Below are 22,356 nucleotides of genomic sequence, written 5' to 3' on the forward strand. Positions count from 1 at the left end.
AAAAATCAGCTGCCTGATATATTCATTTCAGATGAGGCTGAATAGTTACCTTTTTTTAATACTATTTAGTTTTACCTTTAGTGTTATTGCAGGGCTGGTGGTTCTTATACAATGGAGTATAGGGCAAGGCGTAATTGATTTTGTTAATGCAAAAGAAGTAAAAGCGCTTGAACCACTTGTTGTGCAACTTGCAAAGCAATACGAACAAACACCCTCATGGGAACGAGTTGTTGGCGATAGCGAAAACTTTAGAAAACGTGTTGAATCGCAATTAGAAAATAGCCAGTTTTTGCCTAGGCCACAAGAAGGCTCAGGTCCGCGTGGGCGAATGATGCGACGACCGCCGCCAGATCATATTCGTTTAGAGGAAGATCGCCGCCCACCGCCAGAAAATATTGCTCACTACGCTTTGCTTGACGAAAATAAACAGCGAGTAGTGGGTAGATACCTCAGCGATTTAAAATATATAACAACCCCAATTATTGTTAACGATAAAATAGTGGGTTACTTAGCAGTTTCTAAAAGAGATAGCTTGGTTGATGGCTATGAGCTTGATTTTTTACAGCAGCAAACTAACTACTTATGGTTTATTGCTTTAGCTGCGGTATTGCTAACATTAATGGTTACTTTTTTATTGTCTCGTCACCTAGTAAGCCCTGTAAAGCAAATTGCTAACGGTATGCATCGTTTAACGCAAGGTAATTACGAGACCAAACTCACGCTTGAGCGAAAAGACGAGCTAGGACAGTTGAGCGAAGATTTTAATACGCTTGCATTTACACTCGCTAAAGATGAGCAAGTACGTAAGCGTTGGCTTGCTAATATTTCTCATGAGCTTAGGACGCCAATGAGTATTTTACTCGGTGAACTTGAAGCTATGCTACTTGGTATACGAGAACCGAACGCAAAAAATATAAGTTCGGCTAACGATGAAGCCCTACATTTAAAACGCTTAATAGACGACTTGCATATGCTCAATAGCGCAGAGTTAGGAGGTATGCACTACACAATGCAACCTACTGATATGGCATTATTATTAAATACTATTGAGCAAAAATATCAGGTTTTGCTTGAACAACATAATATAAAAATATACTTGCTAAATAGCGCTAAACACATAACTGTACAAGCAGATAAAACACGCCTTTTGCAGCTACTCGATAATATTTTAATGAACGCCGTGCACTATGCACAATGTACAACTATTTCATTAACAGCTAAAAATATAAGTATTAAAGGGCAAACTTATTTAGAGCTTATAATTGAAGATAATGGTGTAGGTGTAGAGCAGTCGCATTTATCGCATTTGTTTGAGTATTTATATCGAGTAGATAGTTCGCGTAATCGCCAAGAGGGCGGTTCGGGCTTAGGTTTATCTATTTGCCAGCATATAGTTAAAGGTCATAAAGGTGAAATAGCTGCAGAAAAAGCCAGCTTAGGCGGCCTTGCTATTATTATTAGATTGCCAACTATTTAATTTATAAAAATAAAGTTGAGGTTACTTACAGAGATGCCTATGAGTGAACAAATACTGATTGTGGAAGATGAAGTAAAGCTAGCTAACTTAATGAGTGACTTTTTAAGTAGCCATCACTTTATTACACATCAAATACATCACGGGGATGAAGTATTACCTTGGCTTGAAATTAACAGGCCGAGTGTAATCTTGCTAGACATAATGTTACCAGGCCAAAGTGGTATTGAACTGTGTAAAGCAATTAGGCGCTTTTCAAACGTGCCTATTATTATGGTATCGGCAAAAGTAGAAGAAATAGATAGGCTGCTTGGGCTGGAATTAGGTGCAGATGATTATATTTGTAAGCCGTTTAGTTATGCTGAGCTGGTGGCACGCGTAAAAGCTATTTTAAGGCGATTAAATAACGCAAGTGACGTTACAGAGTCAACAATGAAGCTTGACGAAAGCAGCTACAGCGTAAAATTTAAATCAAACAGTATAGAATTGACGAACTTTGAATTTCAACTATTTAAACCTTTGTTTAACAACCCAAATCGTATTTATTCGCGCGATAGCTTAATGGACACTATGTACGCCGATCAGCGTATTGTGAGCCATCGTACTATTGATAGCCATATTAAAAAGTTGCGTAAAAAACTAGATGAAGTGACACAAACTGAAAGTGTTATCCAGTCTGTTTATGGGGTTGGCTACCGGTTTGTGCATCCACAGTAAGGTGAAATGAGCTATGACGATGAGTTACTCATCGTCGTCAGCATTTTTAATTCGCTCTAAACGGTCAAACTCTTCGTATTCGGCAGCTTGAATTTCATCAAGAATAGAATCTACATCAGCAAGTTCGTCGCTGTCTTCAAATTCACCTGTAAGCGTTGAATTAGGCGTTAAATTGGCCTCTTCAAATAGTGCCCACATTTCTTTAGCGTATTGAGTTTTTAGTATGCTTGGCGCAAATTCACCATAGTAGCGGCGTATGTTATTTACATCGCGTGCAAACATAGCTTGTGCACTGTTATTTGCTGAAGCGTTAACGGCTTGCGGTAAATCTATAATTACAGGGCCGTTATTATCTACAAGTACATTAAACTCAGATAAATCACCGTGTATTATACCAGCGCAAAGCATAAGCTTAATGTAATGTATCATGAGTTTATACTGCTCAATCGCTTGCTCTTCACTAAAAACGACATGTCCTAGTTGAGGGGCTACGTTACCATCTTCATCAGAGACGAGCTCCATAAGCAGCACGCCATCAATACAAAAGTAAGTATCAGGAACACGTACACCCACGCCAGCTAAACGAGATAACGCATCAACTTCGGCATTTTGCCAAATTTCTTCTTCTAATTGGCGGCCATAGCTAGAGCGTTTACCCATAGCACGCGCTTGGCGTCCACCACGTACTTTTCGGCCTTCTTGATATTGTGCCGCCTTTTTAAAACTACGTTTAACCGCATCTTTATACACTTTCGCACAGCGAATATGCTCACCACAGCGGACAATAAATACATCGGCTTCTTTACCGCTCATTAGTCGGCTTATAACTTCGTCAATAAGGCCATCATCAACAAGGGGTTGTAGGCGTTTAGGTATTTTCACAGATTGCCTGCTAAGTAGGGTTGGTTATTAATCATTATTTATGAAAGTGCTCTGTATTTGTTTGTTTAATTGGCTCAAGCAGTATATCAGCTTTGAGAATTAAGGGCAGTAACACTACTGCCTGAGAGTAATTAATCGTATTATTTTATTAGCTTATATATTGATTGCAAAGCAATCAACCAGAACTTTTTAAATAAGTATTTAGATTACTATTTTTTATTAAAATAATTTATTACTTCCTCATTATTTGCACATTGTTTGCGTTTTTAAAGCGTAAGCTTAGTTTAATTCTTAAATACGAGGTTATTACTATGAAGCATTTTTCAACTCTTGCCACTGTGGCAATATTATCTATTGCTTTTTCAGCTAATGTAGCTGCTCGAGGCGGTGACAATCCTCCTGAAAAACCTGACTTTTCAGCTATTGATACTGATGGTGATGGCGTAATTAGCTTTGAAGAGTTTAGTGCAAAAAAACCGCCGCACGGCGATGCACAAACAATTTTTGATTCTATAGATGCTGATGATAATGGTGAAATTAGTGAGCAAGAACTTAGCGAACATAAACCACCTCGTCGTGAACGTTGAAAGGATAATAAAATGATTAATAGTATTAGTGGTAGTTCTGCGAGTTTCATATCGCAACAAAGCAGCCAAGCTTCAAAATTAACAACAGAGCAAAGCGATTTTGTTAAAGAAACGCTTGCAGAGTTTGATGCAGAAAACTTAAGCGCAGAAGACGCGCAAAGTATTCAAGCGGCATTTAAAGAACAAGGTATTGAGCCAACAAAAGAGCTTGCTGATTTAATGAGCGAACTTGAGTTTGATGCTAAAAGTATAGGTGATGCAGGACGAGTGGAAGGTCAAAGACCGCCGCCACCGCCACAAAACTCATTAGAATCAGTAGATACAGACGAAGTAGTAAGCTACTTAGATGAGCTATTAACTGAGTATTCAAGCCAGTTGTCAGATGAAGATAAAGAATCAATCCTTGCATCAGTGCAAGAGAAGTTTGGTTTAAGTGAAGGCGATTCACTGCTAAATGTAACTGCTTAGGTGTTATAACTTAGAGTAAAGCTGACTGTTACTCGAAAGTCTTAAGTCCAAAGCCCAACGGTTAATTCTGTTGGGCTTTTTTAATGGCTTAATTTAAACGCGTTTCTATTTTGCTGGTGCCATCTTCTTCGGTAAATTTAAATACAAAATCTTTTTTACCGTCTTGGTTTATATCTACCAAAAGAATATCTTTATTATTCTTAGGCAGCGTTAATTTTAATTTTTTACGCTTATCATTTAGCAGTGAGTCTTGCTCTCCATAATAAATATACAGTGTTTTTTTACTGTATTTGTATACCGCATCAATATAACTGTCGCCGTTAATATCACCTAAATATAGGGCTGGCTCGGAGTCTTCGCCATTCATTCCCACTTCCATTTCTAAATCAAGTTCTATACTCGGTTTATTGGCAAATGAGCCGTCGGGTTGCTGCTTATAAAGATTCATTTCTACATCTACATCAGTACTGCCGCCGCCTAATGCCATAGACGCAATAGTACCTAAGCCAATATCTAAATCCATTTTTTGTAAATCAATTAAACCATCATTATTAAAATCTGTTTTGAGTAATAACTCGCTAGGGCCTTGTGTTTCAAATAAGGGAATGGGCGTATTACTAAACCCTTTAGCACTTCCTAGGTACAAAGTGTGCGCTATTTTTATATCTAACGAATCCATACCTTGCGTAGGTTTAAACTGCCTAGTTGTAAAATCTAGAAATCCGTCGTTATTAATATCAATAATTTGCTTAATTTTGCGGGTTTCGCCATTGCTTAGCTCGCCTAACTCGATGTTAAAATTAATTGAGGTGAGCTTTTGCTCAAAGCCCTCTGAATTAGCAAGTAGTACATCTGCTCCAAAGTCATTTGAAAAAACCAGGTCGTTTAATCCGTCGTGGTTAAAATCGATAACGACAGGTTTATTGTTAATATTAACTTCTAAAGAAAGCCCTTTTCCTGAAAAGCGGCCTTCATACTTAGGCGTTTGTTTAAATTTGTTAGGCTTAAAGCTGCCATCTTTATTTTGAATGTATAAAGTACTGCTTGCTAACCCAGGGATAAAAATATCGCTTAGACCGTCGTTGTTAGCATCGAAAACAAAGTCTACTTTTTCAAACTTATCTATTTTTAATTGATTAAGAACCGACTCATAATTAAACAACAATGTTGGTTTACCTGCTTGGGCTTTATATACGCCATCACTTGTTAGTACGAGTGCTTGTTTATCGGTGATGTTAGCAAGTGTTGCCACATCAAACCCGATGGCGTTTTTTGGTAAAGCAAGTTCACTACTAAGTGATGTAAGTAAATTGATGGCTTCTAATTGTTTTGATTCTTTATTATATGCAAATAAAATCTCTGAATCGGTTGGTACTAATTCATCCGTTGTTTTTATTGCCATTGTTTGAGCTATAACGCTTATGGGGGTAAGTAAAGTGATGAGTGAATAGCAAAGTGGTTTTATCATGCAAATTCCTTTTTTATATTTAGTTGTATCGTTAAAATTTTTATTATTTAAGCAACGTCAGCACATAATTTTACCTACTATCCAGCGCTGGGGCTTTTTCGTTTAAACGTAATATACATATGTAAATTGGATTATATTTAGCCTACGCTAATTACTATGTACTGGGTGTAAGCAATTGTAAGATTATGTTTTAGGGAGGGGCTGTTGACCTTTAAGGATTGAAATTTGTTCAATTCAAGGACGATTTAATCGTGGCGCGAGGTTTGTAACCTAGTAACAAAGAGTCAATCTCCCTAGGCAGAACCCTTTGGGCAGCGCATGTTTGGCATTAATACTACGTTATCAACCGGTTATGGGGGATAACCACACTCCACAGGCTCTACCTTGCCTAAATACCAAACAGTTTGCTGCAAATTTAACCTCAAAAAATAAACAGGCCCTAATAAGAAAGGTAGCGCATAACTCATATGGTAGCTAAGCGCTTTTAGAAGTGCTTGGTTATTAACTACATTGCTTATTTTGCTCATTTAAATAAGCATCTACAAAACCTACTTCCATCGGTTTTGAAAAGTAATAACCTTGTAGGTGAGATACACCAATTTTAGTGAGTGTGTTTGCTTGCTCAATAGTTTCAACGCCTTCTGCAACAACAGTAAAATCTAAAGTAGAGGCCATTTGTACAATTGCATGAATAATACTTAACCCTCTTTTATCCATATTTTGAATAAAGCTTCTGTCTATTTTTACTATATCTACACCAATATCAAGCATGCTTGATAGTGATGAGTAGCCTGTACCAAAATCATCAATTGAAATACAAAAGCCTTGTTTTTGGAGTGCTTTAACGGCTGTCAAAAATGTGAGTTTATCCTCGGCAAATACTGACTCAGTAATTTCTATGTGTAGGTTTTTAGGTTCTACCTGGTGGCAATTTACTATTTTTAATACCTTAGATACAAAATCAGGATCTTGTAGCTGAATAACGGATACGTTTACGCTTATAGCAATTTGTGGTTGTAAGTGACTTAATTTTGTTGCTTGTATACATGCCTGTTCTATTACCCAAATACCTAACTCGGTTATTAAACCGTATTGCTCGGCAATAGCTATAAATTCATCAGGGAAAATATTTTCACCATCTAGTTGCCAGCGTAATAATGATTCAAAAGAGGTTACTTTTGAGGTTTTGCTATCAACAATTGGTTGAAATACTAGCCTTAAACTATTTTCTTCTATGGCACTGGCTAAGCGTTGACTCAAAAGATACTCTCTTTCTTGTATTAATTTGAGTGAATCGTTATAAATATTGATATTACCTTTCGCCATGCGTTTTTGGTGATACATTGCAGTATCAGCAGAGCGAATTAAAGTATTAAAATCACTCCCGTGCTCAGGGTACATGGCCATTCCAATAGTTGCGGATACCCATTTTTGATATTTATATGTTTCATGCTCGGCGCTAATGCTTTGAAGCACTTTATTAGCAAACTCGATAAGCTCAGTTTGGTTTTGATACGTTGCTAAAATTAAAAACTCATCCCCGCCCCAACGGCATTTATAGAGTTGTTGGTTGCATACAGTACTAATTCTCAGTGCTATTTCTTTTAATACTTTATCGCCCACTTTATGACCCAACGAATCGTTGATTTGCTTAAAACCATCTAAATCTACAAATAATAAAGCAAAGGGTTCTTTAGGGTTATCTGCTAGTTGTTTGTTTGCATTTTTTAAAAATGCGGTGCGGTTTAATAGATTTGTGAGTGGATCGGTATTCGATAAACGGTAAATTTCTTCAGTGCGTTGTTCGACCTTGTTTTCCATTTCATTAAGCAGCTCTCTGTTTTGGTTTTTGAGCTTGATTGCACTGTGTGTAAATGTGGCTGATCTGTACGATGAAGCCACCATAATAACAGTAAATGATAGACCTAAAATACCGAGAACAGAGTTGTAGTTATCATTAGAAAGGGTTAATAAAAAAGAATAGGGGGCCAATAAAATAATACTATAGAGTACAGCGGTTACTCGGCTTCCTGAAAGTAGGTTTGCAGATCCTCCTGCAAAGGCAGATAAAATAGCAATTGTTGTTGTAGTCTCTATTGCTGATGAGCTGCTATGAAACCAAAGTGCATACCCACACCACGATAGCGCAGTTAAAATACACCCTGTTGAAAATCTTTTTGAGTATTTGTCAGCATTAAATAATAGGTTATCCTTTTTGGTTTTATAAAACCATATTACATCAATAGCGCGAGCTGCTAATAAGACAACCATAATGCTTAGCCAAATACTTTTTTCGTAGGATATTTGGTGGTTACTTAAATCAAAAGCGAACACTAATATAAAACTGACTACAGTCGAAATGGCAATACCAGAGATGGCATTAGAGTATAAAATTTTAACGGTTTCTCTGCGTTCTTCACTATTTAGATTTTTATATGGCACTAAGTAAAACCTTATACAAAAGTCACTCCAACTAGCGATGGAGAAACGTTCAAGAAATACAGTAAATATTTCAGATAAACAAAAGCGTATTAAACATCGATTAGTTAGGCTCTAATCCTGAGTATAAGAATAAATATAGTTTATGAAAGCAAAAAAAAAAGCTAGCACAGTAAAAAGGCTCATAATAAATAATCATTATGAGCCTTAAAATTATTAAGCAGGTTAAAGTGTTAACGACTTTACTTGCTGTTTAGTAGATTTAACCTTCGAAATCACTATCGTTATGGCGCTCTGCCATTTGATCTTCTTCAGGGCCCCATGTGCGATTTACGCGACGGCCGCGCTTTACAGCAGGGCGATCAGCAACCTGTTTTGCCCAGCGAACAACATGAGTGTATGAGGCTACATCTAAAAATTTAGCTGCATCATATAAGTCGCCTAAAACAAGCGAGCCATACCAAGGCCAAATTGCAATATCGGCAATTGAGTATTCATCACCCGCCATGTATTCATTTTCGCTTAAATGACGGTTTAACACGTCAAGTTGGCGTTTAGTTTCCATGGTAAAACGATCAATAGGGTATTGCATTTTACTTGGGGCGTAGCTATAAAAGTGACCAAAACCACCACCTAAGTATGGCGCTGAACCCATTTGCCAAAATAGCCAGTTACGACACTCTGTTTTAGCTTTTAAATCTTTAGGGATGAGTACATCAAATTTTTCAGCCAAATACTGTAAAATAGAACCAGATTCAAAGATGCGAGTAGGTGGGGTGGTTGAATGATCCATTAGCGCTGGGATTTTTGAGTTTGGATTAATATCAACAAAGTCAGATCCAAACTGATCGCCATCACCTATGTTTATTAAATATGCGTCATAGTCTGCATCGGTGCAACCAAGCTGTAAAAGCTCTTCAAACATAATTGTAGCTTTTTGGCCATTTGGCGTAGCAAGAGAATAAAGCTGAAATGCGTGCTCGCCAATAGGTAGAGTTTTGTCATGAGTCGCGCCTGCAATTGGGCGGTTAATGCTGGCAAATTTACCGCCACTTTCACTTTCCCACGTCCATACTTTTGCTGGCGTGTATTCGTTTTGATCACTCATAAATAACCTCAATGTTAAATGAAAATGTTTAATACTTACTCATAAATGTGGCCATAAAAAATTAATTAAAGGCCCTAAATATTTAATTTACCGACCTTTTAATTTATCGGCTTTTGCTAATCTATAACCTAAAAAGAACCCGCTTAGCGCTCCAAATAAATGGCTTTCAAACGATACATGATAGCGCTGAGGTAAAACACCCCATATAAAACCGCTATAAAGTATAGCCACTACAACTGCAATTATAATTGATTTTAATGAGCGTCTTACTAAGCCGTAGCATAGAATAAAGCCCCATAAACCATATATAACACCGCTTAAACCAACATGTATGTTACTGCGCCCAAATGCCCAAACTAAAAGTCCACCGACTAGAGCGGTAAAAATAAATACGTTATAAAAACGTTTTACGCTGTACTGGCAAATTAGCCAACTTAATACTACAAATGGGATCATATTGCTGGCAAAGTGCCACCAGCTACCATGTAAAAAAGGTGCGCATAGTATGCCAATTAATCCTTGGATACTGCGTGGATATATGCCTAAACCATTAAGATTTATGCCAGGTAGACTATTGATCACCTGTAGTACGAAGCAAATAACAACAATACTAAATATTGCGAAACGGGTACTAGTTAGTAATGACAGTGTGGTTGGCTTGGTTGCCATATAATCGCCCTAATTGACTTTAAGAGTTGCCAGTATAGGAATTGTATTTGCTAATGAAAAGCAATTAAAAAAGCACAGCATAAAATGCTGTGCTTAATTTTAATTATTACTTACTATTAACCTAATTTAGTTAATAGTTTTTTTGCAGCTAGTTCAGAGCTTGCTGGGTTTTGGCCGGTAATTACTAAACCGTCTTCTAATGCTAATACACCCCAGTCGTCAGTTTTTTGATAATCGCCACCTTTTTTAATTAGCTCGTCTTCAACTAAAAATGGCACGATATCGGTAAGTTGCACTGCAGCTTCTTCAGAGTTAGTAAAACCAGTTACTTTTTTACCCGCTACTAGTGCATTGCCATCGGCATCTTTAACATTTAAAAATGCAGCACTTGCATGGCATACCGCAGCAACAGGTTTTTGCTCTTTTACAAAGCTTTCGATAAGTGAAATTGAATCTGTGTTGTCAACTAAGTCCCATAATGGACCGTGACCGCCTGGGTAAAATGCAGCGTCAAAATCGCTAGATTTTACTTCACTTAACACTTTAGTGTTTGCCATTAATGTTTGCGCCGCGCTGTCTGCGTCGTAACGTTTTGTTGCATCTGTTTGAAAATCAGAAAGTGTACTTGTCGGATCAATGGGTGGTTGGCCGCCAGCTGGAGACGCTAATGTTACTTCAACGCCTGCATCAACAAATGCATAATAAGGGGCTGCAAATTCTTCTACCCAAAAACCTGTTTTTTCGCCAGTGTTACCAAGTTCTGCGTGAGATGTAAGAACCATAAGTATTTTTTTAGACATTGAATATATTCCTTCTGATGATTTGAATTAGTTTATTTTGCTTACCAATTACTATATGCACTAACACTGCTTTAAACAACGATGATAAATTTAACTTTATTGATTTAATTATTGATACAATAAAAAGGTTGAATTTAAAACACACTATGGAGCATTTATGAAAGTGTCGTTTGAGCAGTTAAAGAGCATGGTTGTATTTGCACAAATTGTAGAGCAGGGCAGCTTAACCGCTGCTGCCAAACAGCTAGGGCTTACGCGAGCAGTTGCAAGTTATCATTTAAAAAAATTAGAAACGCAGCTTGAAGTTACTTTACTAAATCGCTCAACCCGTACCATGGCGCTCACTGAAGCGGGTATTGCTTATTATGAGCGTTGTAGAATAATTACCGAACAAGCTAATGCGGCTAATCAGCAAATAGAAAATATAAAGAGCGAGCCACAAGGTTTACTTAAAATTAGTTGCCCAGTAAATGTGGGAATGCAATTAATTGTGCCTGCAATAAATACGTTTAAGCGCCAATATCCTAAGATTCAAATAGACTTACAGCTTACTGACGATGTGGTTGATATTATTAAAAATGGGTTTGATTTTGCAATTAGAGGCGTGGCACTGAGTGACTCTAACTTGCAGGCAACCAAGCTGACTACAATGAGCACTTGTATTTGTGGCGCGCCGGAATACTTTGCACATTTTGGTAAACCTAAAACGCCTTTAGAGTTAGCAGAGCACCAATGGGTCGTTTATCAATTGGGCAGTAAAACATTAACACTTCAAAAAGATGGCAAAAAACACGATATTACAATGCAAGGCGCCTTAAGCACCAATAATGCCGCTGCTCGTACTGCTTTTGTTGAAGCTGGGCATGGCATTGGGCGTATTCCGCTTTACGATGCGTGGCCAAAAGTGCAAGCTGGACAGCTTGAAATAATATTAGATGATTATAAAAGTAAAGATATTGAGCTTTACGGGGTATTTCCGCCAGGGGCTGCGGGCTCTAAAAAGCTACGATTGTTTATTGACTACTTAAAAGCATACTTTGTAAAACAGCATACCGCTTTAGGTATGCTGAAAAGTAGTTAATGAGTAGTTTTTACAGCATTTATAAAGTTCGGCTAAATAATGCCACCGCTTGTTGATACATATTTATCGCAAGGGCTGCATCGTATCGCTCACCTTCATCACGCATAAAGGCATGCTGTGCGTTAACTTCCTGCCATTGGTAATTGATGCCCGTGCTTACACATTGTTGGTATATTTTAGCCCGGCCTTCTTTTGGCACATGCGGGTCTTGTTTACCCCATATAAAGTGAATTTCACCTTGTATATCAGCCATACGCTCGAACGAGTTATTCCCAGGTTGCGCAGGTAATGTATTGCTGTGAATATCAGTTGCGTATAAACAAAAAGCCGCATTAATTTCAGGGTTTAGTGCCGCTCTATAAGCTAAGTGACCGCCAATACATACGCCCATTACGCCGACGGTGCCTGTGCAATAGCTTTGTAATCTAATAAAGTCGATCATAGTTTGTGTGTCACTGTCGTGGTGCTCAAGTGGCTTTGCCCATTTGTCGGCATTGCCTTTGTCTTTACCTGCATCATCATAAGCAAGCACAGTGCCTATAGGGTTTAACTCATGAAACACTTCAGGCACTAACACCACAAAACCATGGCTTGCTAAAATAGCTGCGCTGCGTGCAATAGGTGCAGTTTGTTGAAATATTTCAGAATAAAAAATGATAGCAGGAAACTGTCCTTGCGCTTGAGGGCGATATACAGTTGTTCGCATTAAACCTGTCGGTGTTGGCAAGTCAGCATTATGTTGTTGGATTATCATAAAAAGCGCTCAGTAAAATAAAATTATATATGCTGATATGGTAACTGAGCGCGATAAAATAAACGACTTTTGTAGTCTGTTTTTAAATACTTGCAGGCATTTTATTACAGCTGGCGTAATAACTTACCGTAGCCGGCCAATCTGAAAAAATACCCATTACCCCCACGTCCTTTGCGAGCACGTCGACTACTGTCATCATGTCGCCATCGTTATCTATAACATCAGCAATTGATTGATAGTAATAACCCCCACCTTCATTAAGCGGGCCCGAGCGCTCAAGGCTCCATGCAATAAGCTTTAAACCTGCTGCTTTTGCGTCAATAGCGTATTGCGATGGCACAATATTGCTTTCGTTATCTATTGTTAGCATCATCCAAATTGGAGGAGCTAAAATTTTCACCCCATCAGCAACAAGTTCATCCATACCCGGTTGCCATGTTTGTGGGTTACTTGGATCAAATCCGGCTTCACTATCGCGACCATCTAGGTAAACGCTTTTATCTGCAAAGTCAGGGTTATTGTTAATCCAGTATTTTACGTCTTCAAGGTTAAATGATTGCGGATAAACTTTTGAGGCTGGCACACCCATTTGCGTGTACTCGTCTAGCATTTTTTGCGCATATTGTTCTTGTGTCATTCCATCAAATGGCATACTTACTTGTGGCGATTTTAGCTCTGGTGTCATTTTTACACCTAGCTCATTAAACAGTGCAATGCTTTGTTTATGGGTCATCAATGTGCCGTTGGTGGCATATAAATCAGTGCGCCAACTTGGTGTGCCATCCATGTAATCGGCAACGGTCGTTGCATTAGTGTTTGCACCATCCATTTTACCTTCAAGGGTTAAAAACTCCGCTAAGCTTATATCGCTGGTACAACATTTTGCAGAAGCGGCAATACCATTAGCAGGGTCGGCTGGTGTAAATGGCACACTGCATTTAGCTGCAAGCTCAGGAATGGCTAAAATATTAGTTGTGGTATGTAAATCGCATTGAGAGTGGCGACAAACAAGCTCTTTGTCGTTTGTAAATGTAACATCGCATTCAACAATGCCAGCGCCCATTCTCGCTGCCGCAATGTAGGCTTCTTTAGTGTGTTCTGGGTATTGCATTGATGCACCGCGATGACCAATAGAAAAATCGGTGCGGTAAAAAGGACCTTCGCTGCATGACTCTAACTTTGTTTTTAGTGTGCTTTGCGCCATATCGTTAACTAAATAGTCAGGGCGAGTCCCTAGCTGAATATTTACTCCTTCAGCAACCTCTACAACAATAGGCGTAGGTACTTCAACAATTTCCACTTCGGTGTTGGTAACAACCACTTCTTTTTCTACTATTTCTACATCGTCATCGCAGCCAGCAAGTGTGGCTAACAATATACAGCTTGTCAGTAGGGTAATACGTTTCATTGTTTATCCTTAAAAGTAAAATTTGTACTACCTTAATGATTATTAGTGACAATTTTGCTACAAGCTTATTAATTTACTTTTTTATTAAGCATTTGATTGACCAATAATGCACCTAACATTATAGCTGCCCCAATACTTAACCTGACTATATCGGCATCTCGGTTCCAGATCAGCACGTTAATTATAATCCCAGCTGGGATAAGCAAGTTATTCATAACTGCCAAAGCACCTACGTTGACAAGGGTTGCGCCTTTATTCCACATAAAGTAACCAAGTCCTGATGCAACCAACCCTAAATAAATTAGTATGCCCCACTGTGTGGAAGTGGTTGGTAATTTGTTTGAGTTACCAAATAATGCATAGCAAATTGTGGCAATTATAAGTGCGCCTATAAAAAACCATCCAAATACGGCTTTGTCATCAAGCTGGTTATTATTCATTAAGCGTTTGTAGGTAACTTGGCCTACAGCAAAACTTATATTCGCCCCTTGAACGATTAATAAGCCGATTATGAAATCGCTATTTAGGTTTTCGTAACGAATGGTAATTGCACCAATTACAGCAATAAGTGCGACTATAAAAAAGCGTGGGTTAAAATGTTTGTTCAATGCATCATTTAGCAAGGTAATGTACAAAGGAGTCATTACAGTAAATAGCAGTACTTCGGGGACGCTTAGAAATAAAAAGGAGTGGTAGTAAAAGCTATACATAACACCAAGTTGTATAGCGCCAATCAGCATAAGCTTTAAGGCTAAAGGTTTAGGTGTTTGTTTAAACTTTAAAAAGGGTAAAAATACGAGGGTTGCTAGTGCTATGCGAATTAACACACTAAACCATGCGTCAACCTGACCTGCTAAATACACGCCAATTAAACTAAATGAAAATGCCCAAAGTAAAGTTACTGCAAATAAGTACCGCATAGCCGTCGTCTTTTAATAAATATTGAGCTAAGTTTATCTGTTATATGTGAGGGTATAAACAATAAAAGCCCGCAAGCGGGCTTTTATAAAAGTGAGCTTAATAAATTAAGTTATTTACTCAACTAAACCACGGCGCTTAAGTAATGCGTCTGTAGTTGGTTTTTGACCTCTAAACTCAATGTAACTTTGCATTAAGTCGCGGCTGTTACCTTTAGATAGGATTTCTTTACGGAATTTATCACCATTTTTACGTGTTAAGCCGCCGTTGTTTTCCATGTGTGCAAAGGCATCGGCTGCAAATACTTCAGTCCAAAGGTATGCGTAGTAACCCGCAGAGTAACCACCGGCAAATGTATGGCTAAAGTAGTTTGATTTATAACGCGGTGGTACAGGGTAGTAATCAATACCGTGTGCTTTAAGCGCATCGCTTTCAAACTTTTGAACATCAGTAATTTTTTTATCTGAGCCAAACGAGTGCCATTCCATATCAAGTAAAGCAGCTGCTAAATATTCAGTGGTACCAAAACCTTGGTTGAATTTTTGCGATGCAAGTACTTTATCAAGTAAAGCTTGTGGAATTGGCTCACCTGTTTTGTAGTGTTTGGCGTAGTTAGCAAGTACCGTAGGTTCAATCATCCAATCTTCATTCGCTTGCGACGGAAACTCAACAAAGTCACGCGCTGTAGCAGTACCCGCTAAGCTTGGGTATTTAACGTCAGAGAATAAACCGTGCGCCGCATGACCAAACTCATGGAACATAGTTGACACTTCGTCGAAGGTCATTAACGTTGGCTCGCCTGCAGCAGGTTTTGGAATGTTCTGCGCATTGTAAATAACTGGTTTAGTGCCTTTTAAGCCGCTTTGACTTACGTAAGCGCTCATCCATGCACCGCCACGCTTACCTTCACGTGCGTATGGGTCTAAGTAAAATAAACCGATGGCGCTGCCGTCAGCGTTAAATACTTCGTAGGCTGTAACATCTTCATGATAAACCGGTAAATCTTTACGCTCTTTAAATGTAATACCGTAAAGCTTATTCATCGCAAAGAATAAACCATCGTGAATTACAGAATCCATTTCAAAGTAAGGCTTAACAAGGGCAGGATCTAAGTCGTACTTTTCAGCACGTACTTTTTCCGCGTAAAAAGCCCAATCCCATGGTTTAAGCTCAAAGCTTTCACCTGAATCGTTAATTACTTTTTGAATAGCAGCTGCTTCAATTTTAGCTTTTTCAACTGCTTTTGGTGCTAGGTCATCTAAAATACCGTACACGTTGTCAGTTGTTTGCGCCATACGCGACGTCATTACATACGATGCCCAATCTTTAAAGCCTAGTAGCTCTGCTTTTTGAGCGCGTAGGTTTGTTTCTTCAATAATAATTGGGCCGTTAGTTTTTGCTGCACGGTTAGCAGAGGCTTTAAAAATTTGCTCACGTAGGTCGCGGTTTTCAAGGCTTGATAAAATTGGCTGTTGGGTCGTATTTACTAGCGTGATCATGTAGCCGTCTTTACCTGCTTTTTTAGCAGCGGCCGCAAGACCTGCAATTTCACCTTCAGAAAGGCCAGCAAGTTTAGATTTATCGGTAACTACAATGACATCTTCTTTAAACGATTTTAAAATGTTTTGAGAAAACGCAGTAGAAAGCTCTGCAAGTTGTGAGTTGATTTCACGCATTTTTGCTTTTTCAGCGTCATTTAATTTAGCGCCTGCTTTTACAAATTGCTTATAGTAAAAATCTACAAGGCGTTGATCTTCAGCATTAAGCGAGTCTTTGTTGTCGTAAATAGTTTGTACGCGCTTGAATAATGCACCATTTAAGTAAATGTCATCAGAGTGAGCTGATAACACTGGCGCCATTTTTTTACTTATACGCTGGTATTCGTCATCAGAAATCAAACCTGAAAGGTTATAAAAAGCAGCTGATACACGGTTTAGTAGCTCGCCAGACATTTCCATTTCAACTAATGTATTTTTAAAAGTTGCAGGAGCTGGGTTGTTAGCAATAGCTTGTACTTGCGCAGTATGCTGAGCAATACCAGCATCAAAGCCGGCTTCGTAGTCTTTGGTACCGAACTTATCAAACTCAGGTGCCATGTATTGTAATGGGCTTGGCTTAAATAAAACATTGTTTGCGTTCATGTCTTGCACTTGTGCTGCGCCTTCTTTTGCCATGTTTTGTGTATCGTTAGATGAACAGGCAGATAGTATTAAAGCACTAGCAATAGTAGTGGCGATCAGGGTTTTACGCATAATAACTCCATAAAAAGATTAGCCGAAATAGGCTTTGCGAGTCGAAAAACCTAGTTAACTTATCAAATTTTGGAGTTTATACAATAAAGTTTATCGGTATTAAGGGGGATTTGAACGCAAATTAGCTAATATTTAGCTTTAAGGTAGGTAAAAGTAGCTCTAAAAGTAAACACTTGAGCTACTTAATTAAGCGGTCGAGCCATTGTTTACTTAGTTATATCCAAGTACAAATTTTCTCTCAGAGCCAAAACTGCTAGGTTGTTGTTGGCCAAATTCTTTGTTAATAGTTGCCAAGGCTTGCTCTTGCTCCGCAAGAAGACACAAAATTTTATTTCGATAATCTAGACTACTTTCAAATAAATGTAAGTCTACCTGTGGCTGCAATGTTGCCAATCTTTGATTTAAAGTTAGTTGTGACATAGTTATCTCCAGTGCTTGTACACTATTTATATAGCACTCGGTGCAATAAAGAGTTAATAAATTGTTCATAAAAAGCATATTGAACTTATTAACTTGGCGTTTTAGTTATATTATGACTGCTAAACTTACCCAACACTGAACCGCTTTCACTTTATAGCGATTTTAATTTAAAGCGCTCCTTTGCTTGTTTTGGAAAATAAATGACGTTAGAACACATAAACCAAATTCTTGCCTTTGTTGTATTTAGTTACAGCGATGTACACATTACCGTAGCAAAAATTATTAAAGTGCCTTTAATACTTTTCGCTATTTGGTTTATTGTGACGCGTATTGGCAAGCTAATAACAAAAACATTATTGGCAAAAAAACTAAGCCAAGATGCCGTGCATTTATTTACACGTATCTACTTTATTTTAAGTATCGCAATTTTAATTTTTACATCTTTAGAAGTATTAAGCATACCGCTGACTGCGTTTGCTTTTGTGTCGGGTGCAATAGCCATTGGTGTAGGCTTTGGTGCGCAAAACATAATAAATAACTTTATTAGTGGCTGGATATTGATGTGGGAACGCCCAATACGTATTGGTGACTTTTTAGAGGTAGGGAATGCAAAAGGCGTAGTAGAAACAATTAACACTCGCTCAACGCGTATCCGTCGAAATGACGGTGTACATATGCTTATTCCTAATTCTCAATTGCTCGAAAATACAGTAACAAATTGGACGCTAATAGATGGCAATGCACGCTCATCGGTCAGTGTAGGTGTTGCATACGGTTCAGATGTGATACTGGTTAAAAAGCTTATTCAACAAGTGCTTGACGACCATGAAGCAATATTGGTTAATCCAAAGTCGTCGGTATTATTTGATGACTTTGCTGATAGCTCGCTCGTATTTAATGCTATTTTTTGGGTGTGCGCCGAGTCTGAAACCATGCTTAGAAAAGTGCGCAGTGATATTCGTTTTAGTATTTACGCTGTATTTGAAAAGCATGATGTAGTGATTGCCTTCCCTCAGCGCGACATTCATATCGACGGTGAAATTGCGTTTAAGCGCTCATAATCCAAATACAGTAGCTATTTAAAGTCATTTTTGGATGGCTTTATTTGTATATAAGTAGATGTTTCTATTTTAGGTTAACATGTAAAACAATCCATTCTTCCTACTCCAGTTTGTTAAAACCAACAAAGGACATATGTCCGCATTATTAGGTTTTTGCATCTAAATAGTGATAAAAATGCGTAATCTTGTAGTTAAATGTTGCAAAAAAGTTTCTAATTATGTCAATATTTATGCAGTAAAATTATTACAAAATGATATAATCTTAATCGTTCGTTCAGCCTTATAGCATCGTTTTTGTACTCTCGATAATAAGGTCCGCGCGCATGACGCAAGTCGCGAAAAATTGAACGAGCCCGCAACTTACCTTCAAGGTATAAGTAGCGCAACACAAAAAACCGTTGAACAAGAGTGCACAAAAAAGGTTAAACCCAACATGAAAGCAATGAAAAGATCTACGTTAGCCACCCTAATCAATGCAACGTTGTTCTCTGCAGTAGCAGGTACTTCATTTTCTTCTTTAGCCGCTGAAGAAGCAGCTAAAAAAAGTAACCAACTAGAAGTTATTCAGGTAACAGCTCGTAAACGTGTAGAAAACGCTCAAGAAGTACCAGTAGCAGTATCTGCTCTACAAGGTGATAACCTTGATGCGTATAGCTCAGCTGGTATGGATATTCGTTTTTTAAATGCGAAAATTCCAAGTTTATCAATTGAATCTTCATTTGGTCGTTCATTCCCACGCTTTTACGTTCGTGGTTTAGGTAATACCGATTTTGATCTGAATGCATCACAACCAGTATCACTTGTTGTTGATGAAGTCGTTCAAGAAAATGCAATTTTAAAAGGCTTCCCAGTATTTGATGTTGAACGCGTAGAAGTATTACGTGGACCGCAGGGAACTTTATTTGGACGTAACACGCCGGCTGGCCTTGTTAAGTTTGATACTGTTAAACCAAGCCAAGAATTTGATGGTTATGGCTCTGTTTCATACGGTAGCCGTGGGGCTGTAGACACAAGTGGTGCTGTAGGTGGTGCTTTAACTGACCGGTTATCTGCTCGTGTTTCATTATTATGGCAAGATAAAGACGATTACATTGATAACCAAGCTCCAGGCTTTGAAGCTAAAGACGAGCAAGGTGGTTACACTGAAAAAGCGGCACGTGTTCAATTTTTATATGAAGGCGATGATTTTACTGCTTTATTAAACTATCACACACGTGATTTAGATGGCTCGCCAATTGCCTTTCGTGCAAATGTAATTAAAACGGGTACTAACGAGCTAGTAGATAACTATGAAAGTGATGTTGTTTATCAAGATGCGGCATCTCGCTCTACTCAACAAGTAGAATCTGAAGGTGCGAGCTTAAAGCTTGAGTGGGAACTTAAAAACCACACAATCACTTCAATTTCTGCATGGGAAAGTGCTGAAATTTATTCTCGCGCTGACATCGACGGCGGTTACGGTGCTTCTTATATTCCTGATTTCATGGGGCCTGGTTTTATCCCTTTCTCTTCAGAAAGTGCTGATGGTATTCCAGAACACGACCAGTTGACGCAAGAGCTACGTTTATCTAGTAACTTTGATGGCGATTTAAATTATCAAGTAGGTGTTTTTTACTTCGATGAAGAACTAACTATTGAAAACTACAGCTACGATACATTCTCAACACCCGATGCTGGTGCTTTAAATGGCTATGTTCGCCAACAGCAAGATACTACAGCTTGGGCTGTATTTGGTTCTGTAGATTATACTTTTTCAGATGACTTAAAAGTAACAGCGGGACTTCGTTACTCTGATGATGATAAAGATTTTGTAGCAGACCGTACACTTAGCCCAATTGGCGGCGGTGCATTACTGGTAGAGCGTGATGTTAGTGACGACCATGTTAGCTGGGATTTATCTGCAAATTATAAAGTAAACGATGATATTAACTGGTACGGCCGTGTAGCCAATAGCTTCCGCGCACCTAGTTTACAAGGTCGTATTTTGTTTGGTGATGATGTAACAACAGCTGAATCAGAAACTGTAACATCGTACGAAACGGGTATAAAGTCAGACGTGCTAGACGGCCAAGGTCGTGTTAACGCAACTGTGTTTTATTACACAATGGACGACCAACAGCTTACAGCTGTTGGCGGTGGTGCTAACTTTAACCGTTTAGTTAATGCTGATAAAACGACTGGTTATGGTTTTGAGCTAGATACACAGTGGGTATTGAGTGATGAGTTCAATGCAACGTTTAACCTAAGCTATAACAAAACAGAAATCAAAGATAACGATTTAGCTGTAGCTGTTTGTGCACAATGTACTGTAACTGACCCAATTAATGCTTCTGGGCTTGCTGTACTTGATGGTAATAGCTTACCGCATGCGCCTGAGTGGATCTCTAACTTTACGCTTCGCTACACTAAAGAACTTGCCGATGGTAACTTCTTCGCAAGCGGTGATATTTCTTATCGCAGTAAAATCAATATGTTCCTTTACGAATCGGTAGAGTTTGAAGGTAAAGAGCTTATTGAAACAGGTTTGCGTACAGGTTACACATGGTCTGAAGGCGATTACGAATACGAAGTAGCTGCTTTTGTTCGTAACTTATTTGACGAGCAACAAGTTATTGGCGCGGTAGATTTCAATAACAATACAGGTATTGTTAACGAAGAGCGTTATGTTGGTGCTGAATTTAAAGTTAACTTCTTCTAAAGATAACCTTAAATTATATTAATTTTTAAAAGCCTGCCTTGTGCAGGCTTTTATGTTTTTATAAAGCTGGTAAAGTAGCGTTAATTAATTTAAAGAGATAAGAAAATGGCTGGATTTTGGAATTACCGTGTAATTTTTTGTGAAGCAACGAAAGACGAAGCAGCGCAATATCAAATACACGAAGTAGAATATAACCTAAATGGTAAAGTAACTAACTGGTCAGAAACTGGCGCAGCCCCTTTTGGTACGACCTTAGATGAATTGAAAGATGACTCAGAACGCTTAAAAACAGCATTTGAAAAACCTGTACTTAAAGTTATGCGTAAAACGCGTGGCTATGAGCTTGTTGATGTTGATACGGGTGAAGAAGCCACTGGTGAGCCACCAGCTGGTCTAACGCAATAACTACAATTTAATAAAGGCGCTTAGGCGCCTTTTTTATTATCAAAATTTAGCTTAGGTTAAATAAGGAATGAGGATGACATTACAGGCAGTATTATTTGATATGGATGGCACATTAGTTGATTCAGAAAGCATGCATTTTGTATGTTGGAGTAAACTACTTAAGCCTTATGGTGTTAGTTATTTAGAAAATGATTTTTGTCAGCGTTTTTCGGGGCGCCCGACTTTAGAAGCTGCAATAGAGATTAAGCAAGAGCATAACTTATCGGTAAGTGCACAGTTTTTAGCGGATGAAAAATACCGCCTATTTGGCGAATATGTAATAACACATTTACCGCCACTCATGCCATTTACAGAGCAAACATTGAAAGCCGTAAAAGCGAGTGGCTTAAAAATGGCGCTAGTAACTGGTAGTGCTAAAAGTGAAGCCATGCCAATACTTAAAGGTTTAGGGTTTTATGAGCTGTTTGACACGGTGGTAACAAAAGATGATGTAACTAATCCTAAACCAGCAGGAGACCCATATTTACTGGCGCTTAAGCAGATAAATATACAAGCTGGCAATGCAATTGCTGTTGAGGATACATTTACCGGCGTTACGGCGGCCAACAACGCCTTGTTACGTGTTGTAGCTATTGCTAATAGCCACACTAAAGATCATGATTTTAGCCAAGCTACTTATAAAATGAGTAACTTAGATGAGTTTTGGCAATGGGCGCAATCTCAACTATAGTTTAAGCCAACTTTTAC

General features: G+C 38.4%; 20 protein-coding genes. 9 read left to right on the forward strand and 11 right to left on the reverse strand.

The window, feature by feature from the left end; translation table 11 throughout:
• The first annotated feature begins 31 nt into the window (after positions 1-31).
• On the forward strand, positions 32-1,477 hold the full coding sequence (locus GQR53_RS12605) for an ATP-binding protein (RefSeq protein ID WP_165744077.1): 1,446 nt from the start codon (positions 32-34) through the stop codon (positions 1,475-1,477).
• A 39-nt stretch (positions 1,478-1,516) separates the two neighbouring features.
• A complete protein-coding gene (locus GQR53_RS12610) occupies positions 1,517-2,191 on the forward strand; it encodes a response regulator (protein WP_165744078.1) in 675 nt (224 codons plus the stop codon).
• Positions 2,192-2,215: 24 nt separating this feature from the next.
• On the opposite strand, the gene GQR53_RS12615 is transcribed toward GQR53_RS12610, so the two are convergent.
• A complete protein-coding gene (locus GQR53_RS12615; RefSeq protein ID WP_002958167.1) occupies positions 2,216-3,073 on the reverse strand; it encodes a PA4780 family RIO1-like protein kinase in 858 nt (285 codons plus the stop codon).
• Between the two features lie 311 nt (positions 3,074-3,384).
• Here GQR53_RS12615 and GQR53_RS12620 point away from each other — a divergent pair, with 311 nt between their 5' ends.
• Positions 3,385-3,660 carry an EF-hand domain-containing protein gene (locus tag GQR53_RS12620; protein WP_165744079.1) on the forward strand — a complete coding sequence of 92 codons (276 nt, stop codon included), beginning with the start codon at positions 3,385-3,387 and terminating at the stop codon, positions 3,658-3,660.
• Between the two features lie 12 nt (positions 3,661-3,672).
• Complete coding sequence (locus GQR53_RS12625) at positions 3,673-4,128, forward strand: hypothetical protein (protein ID WP_165744080.1); 456 nt, start codon at positions 3,673-3,675, stop codon at positions 4,126-4,128.
• A gap of 88 nt (positions 4,129-4,216) precedes the next feature.
• Here the strand turns inward: GQR53_RS12625 and GQR53_RS12630 are convergent, their stop codons facing one another.
• The 5 genes from GQR53_RS12630 to GQR53_RS12650 all read right to left on the reverse strand — a co-directional run bounded on the left by GQR53_RS12630 (position 4,217) and on the right by GQR53_RS12650 (position 10,612).
• The gene (locus tag GQR53_RS12630; RefSeq protein ID WP_165744081.1) at positions 4,217-5,596 is read right to left on the reverse strand and encodes a VCBS repeat-containing protein; all 1,380 of its coding nucleotides are present in this window, start codon (positions 5,594-5,596) and stop codon (positions 4,217-4,219) included.
• A 501-nt stretch (positions 5,597-6,097) separates the two neighbouring features.
• Complete coding sequence (locus tag GQR53_RS12635) at positions 6,098-8,038, reverse strand: EAL domain-containing protein (protein WP_165744082.1); 1,941 nt, start codon at positions 8,036-8,038, stop codon at positions 6,098-6,100.
• A gap of 259 nt (positions 8,039-8,297) precedes the next feature.
• Positions 8,298-9,143 carry a glutathione-dependent disulfide-bond oxidoreductase gene (yghU, locus tag GQR53_RS12640; protein WP_165744083.1) on the reverse strand — a complete coding sequence of 282 codons (846 nt, stop codon included), beginning with the start codon at positions 9,141-9,143 and terminating at the stop codon, positions 8,298-8,300.
• A gap of 87 nt (positions 9,144-9,230) precedes the next feature.
• On the reverse strand, positions 9,231-9,812 hold the full coding sequence (locus tag GQR53_RS12645; protein ID WP_165744084.1) for a rhomboid family intramembrane serine protease: 582 nt from the start codon (positions 9,810-9,812) through the stop codon (positions 9,231-9,233).
• Positions 9,813-9,928: 116 nt separating this feature from the next.
• On the reverse strand, positions 9,929-10,612 hold the full coding sequence (locus tag GQR53_RS12650; protein ID WP_165744085.1) for a type 1 glutamine amidotransferase domain-containing protein: 684 nt from the start codon (positions 10,610-10,612) through the stop codon (positions 9,929-9,931).
• Between the two features lie 157 nt (positions 10,613-10,769).
• Between GQR53_RS12650 and GQR53_RS12655 the strand changes: the two genes are divergently transcribed.
• Positions 10,770-11,693: a LysR family transcriptional regulator gene (locus GQR53_RS12655; protein WP_165744086.1), complete on the forward strand. Its 924-nt coding sequence runs from the start codon at positions 10,770-10,772 to the stop codon at positions 11,691-11,693.
• Positions 11,694-11,712: 19 nt separating this feature from the next.
• Here the strand turns inward: GQR53_RS12655 and GQR53_RS12660 are convergent, their stop codons facing one another.
• From GQR53_RS12660 to GQR53_RS12680, 5 genes are all read right to left on the reverse strand, one after another.
• On the reverse strand, positions 11,713-12,447 hold the full coding sequence (locus GQR53_RS12660) for a dienelactone hydrolase family protein (RefSeq protein WP_165744087.1): 735 nt from the start codon (positions 12,445-12,447) through the stop codon (positions 11,713-11,715).
• An 82-nt stretch (positions 12,448-12,529) separates the two neighbouring features.
• Complete coding sequence (locus GQR53_RS12665; RefSeq protein WP_165744088.1) at positions 12,530-13,855, reverse strand: glycerophosphodiester phosphodiesterase family protein; 1,326 nt, start codon at positions 13,853-13,855, stop codon at positions 12,530-12,532.
• Between the two features lie 68 nt (positions 13,856-13,923).
• Positions 13,924-14,775, reverse strand: a complete 852-nt coding sequence (locus tag GQR53_RS12670) for a carboxylate/amino acid/amine transporter (protein WP_165744089.1) — start codon at positions 14,773-14,775, stop codon at positions 13,924-13,926.
• A 114-nt stretch (positions 14,776-14,889) separates the two neighbouring features.
• On the reverse strand, positions 14,890-17,025 hold the full coding sequence (locus GQR53_RS12675) for a M3 family metallopeptidase (RefSeq protein ID WP_165744090.1): 2,136 nt from the start codon (positions 17,023-17,025) through the stop codon (positions 14,890-14,892).
• A 210-nt stretch (positions 17,026-17,235) separates the two neighbouring features.
• Complete coding sequence (locus tag GQR53_RS12680; protein ID WP_076925434.1) at positions 17,236-17,445, reverse strand: hypothetical protein; 210 nt, start codon at positions 17,443-17,445, stop codon at positions 17,236-17,238.
• Positions 17,446-17,645: 200 nt separating this feature from the next.
• On the opposite strand from GQR53_RS12680, the gene GQR53_RS12685 reads away from it, so the two are divergent.
• The 4 genes from GQR53_RS12685 (at position 17,646) to GQR53_RS12700 (ending at position 22,339) form a co-directional block, all read left to right on the forward strand.
• Positions 17,646-18,506 carry a mechanosensitive ion channel domain-containing protein gene (locus tag GQR53_RS12685; RefSeq protein WP_076925435.1) on the forward strand — a complete coding sequence of 287 codons (861 nt, stop codon included), beginning with the start codon at positions 17,646-17,648 and terminating at the stop codon, positions 18,504-18,506.
• A 433-nt stretch (positions 18,507-18,939) separates the two neighbouring features.
• Complete coding sequence (locus GQR53_RS12690) at positions 18,940-21,204, forward strand: TonB-dependent receptor (protein WP_165744091.1); 2,265 nt, start codon at positions 18,940-18,942, stop codon at positions 21,202-21,204.
• A gap of 105 nt (positions 21,205-21,309) precedes the next feature.
• On the forward strand, positions 21,310-21,609 hold the full coding sequence (locus tag GQR53_RS12695; RefSeq protein WP_007376885.1) for a hypothetical protein: 300 nt from the start codon (positions 21,310-21,312) through the stop codon (positions 21,607-21,609).
• Positions 21,610-21,682: 73 nt separating this feature from the next.
• Entirely contained in the window at positions 21,683-22,339 is a 657-nt protein-coding gene (locus GQR53_RS12700) for an HAD family phosphatase (RefSeq protein WP_165744092.1), read from the forward strand.
• Positions 22,340-22,356 lie beyond the last annotated feature (17 nt).

Origin of the sequence: Pseudoalteromonas sp. Z9A6, assembly GCF_011378805.1 — a bacterium.
Taxonomy (GTDB): Bacteria; Pseudomonadota; Gammaproteobacteria; order Enterobacterales; family Alteromonadaceae; genus Pseudoalteromonas; species Pseudoalteromonas distincta.

Bases quoted from the DNA above. Each gene is read 5' to 3' on its own strand.
- GQR53_RS12620 (WP_165744079.1), top strand. From the start codon at position 3,385: ATGAAGCATTTTTCAACTCTTGCCACTGTGGCAATATTATCTATTGCT.
- GQR53_RS12650 (WP_165744085.1), bottom strand. From the start codon at position 10,612: ATGTCTAAAAAAATACTTATGGTTCTTACATCTCACGCAGAACTTGGT.
- GQR53_RS12645 (WP_165744084.1), bottom strand. From the start codon at position 9,812: ATGGCAACCAAGCCAACCACACTGTCATTACTAACTAGTACCCGTTTC.
- GQR53_RS12695 (WP_007376885.1), top strand. From the start codon at position 21,310: ATGGCTGGATTTTGGAATTACCGTGTAATTTTTTGTGAAGCAACGAAA.
- GQR53_RS12685 (WP_076925435.1), top strand. From the start codon at position 17,646: ATGACGTTAGAACACATAAACCAAATTCTTGCCTTTGTTGTATTTAGT.
- GQR53_RS12680 (WP_076925434.1), bottom strand. From the start codon at position 17,445: ATGTCACAACTAACTTTAAATCAAAGATTGGCAACATTGCAGCCACAG.
- yghU (WP_165744083.1), bottom strand. From the start codon at position 9,143: ATGAGTGATCAAAACGAATACACGCCAGCAAAAGTATGGACGTGGGAA.
- GQR53_RS12670 (WP_165744089.1), bottom strand. From the start codon at position 14,775: ATGCGGTACTTATTTGCAGTAACTTTACTTTGGGCATTTTCATTTAGT.
- GQR53_RS12605 (WP_165744077.1), top strand. From the start codon at position 32: ATGAGGCTGAATAGTTACCTTTTTTTAATACTATTTAGTTTTACCTTT.
- GQR53_RS12675 (WP_165744090.1), bottom strand. From the start codon at position 17,025: ATGCGTAAAACCCTGATCGCCACTACTATTGCTAGTGCTTTAATACTA.
- GQR53_RS12660 (WP_165744087.1), bottom strand. From the start codon at position 12,447: ATGATAATCCAACAACATAATGCTGACTTGCCAACACCGACAGGTTTA.
- GQR53_RS12630 (WP_165744081.1), bottom strand. From the start codon at position 5,596: ATGATAAAACCACTTTGCTATTCACTCATCACTTTACTTACCCCCATA.
- GQR53_RS12690 (WP_165744091.1), top strand. From the start codon at position 18,940: ATGAAAGCAATGAAAAGATCTACGTTAGCCACCCTAATCAATGCAACG.
- GQR53_RS12610 (WP_165744078.1), top strand. From the start codon at position 1,517: ATGAGTGAACAAATACTGATTGTGGAAGATGAAGTAAAGCTAGCTAAC.
- GQR53_RS12665 (WP_165744088.1), bottom strand. From the start codon at position 13,855: ATGAAACGTATTACCCTACTGACAAGCTGTATATTGTTAGCCACACTT.
- GQR53_RS12625 (WP_165744080.1), top strand. From the start codon at position 3,673: ATGATTAATAGTATTAGTGGTAGTTCTGCGAGTTTCATATCGCAACAA.
- GQR53_RS12700 (WP_165744092.1), top strand. From the start codon at position 21,683: ATGACATTACAGGCAGTATTATTTGATATGGATGGCACATTAGTTGAT.
- GQR53_RS12655 (WP_165744086.1), top strand. From the start codon at position 10,770: ATGAAAGTGTCGTTTGAGCAGTTAAAGAGCATGGTTGTATTTGCACAA.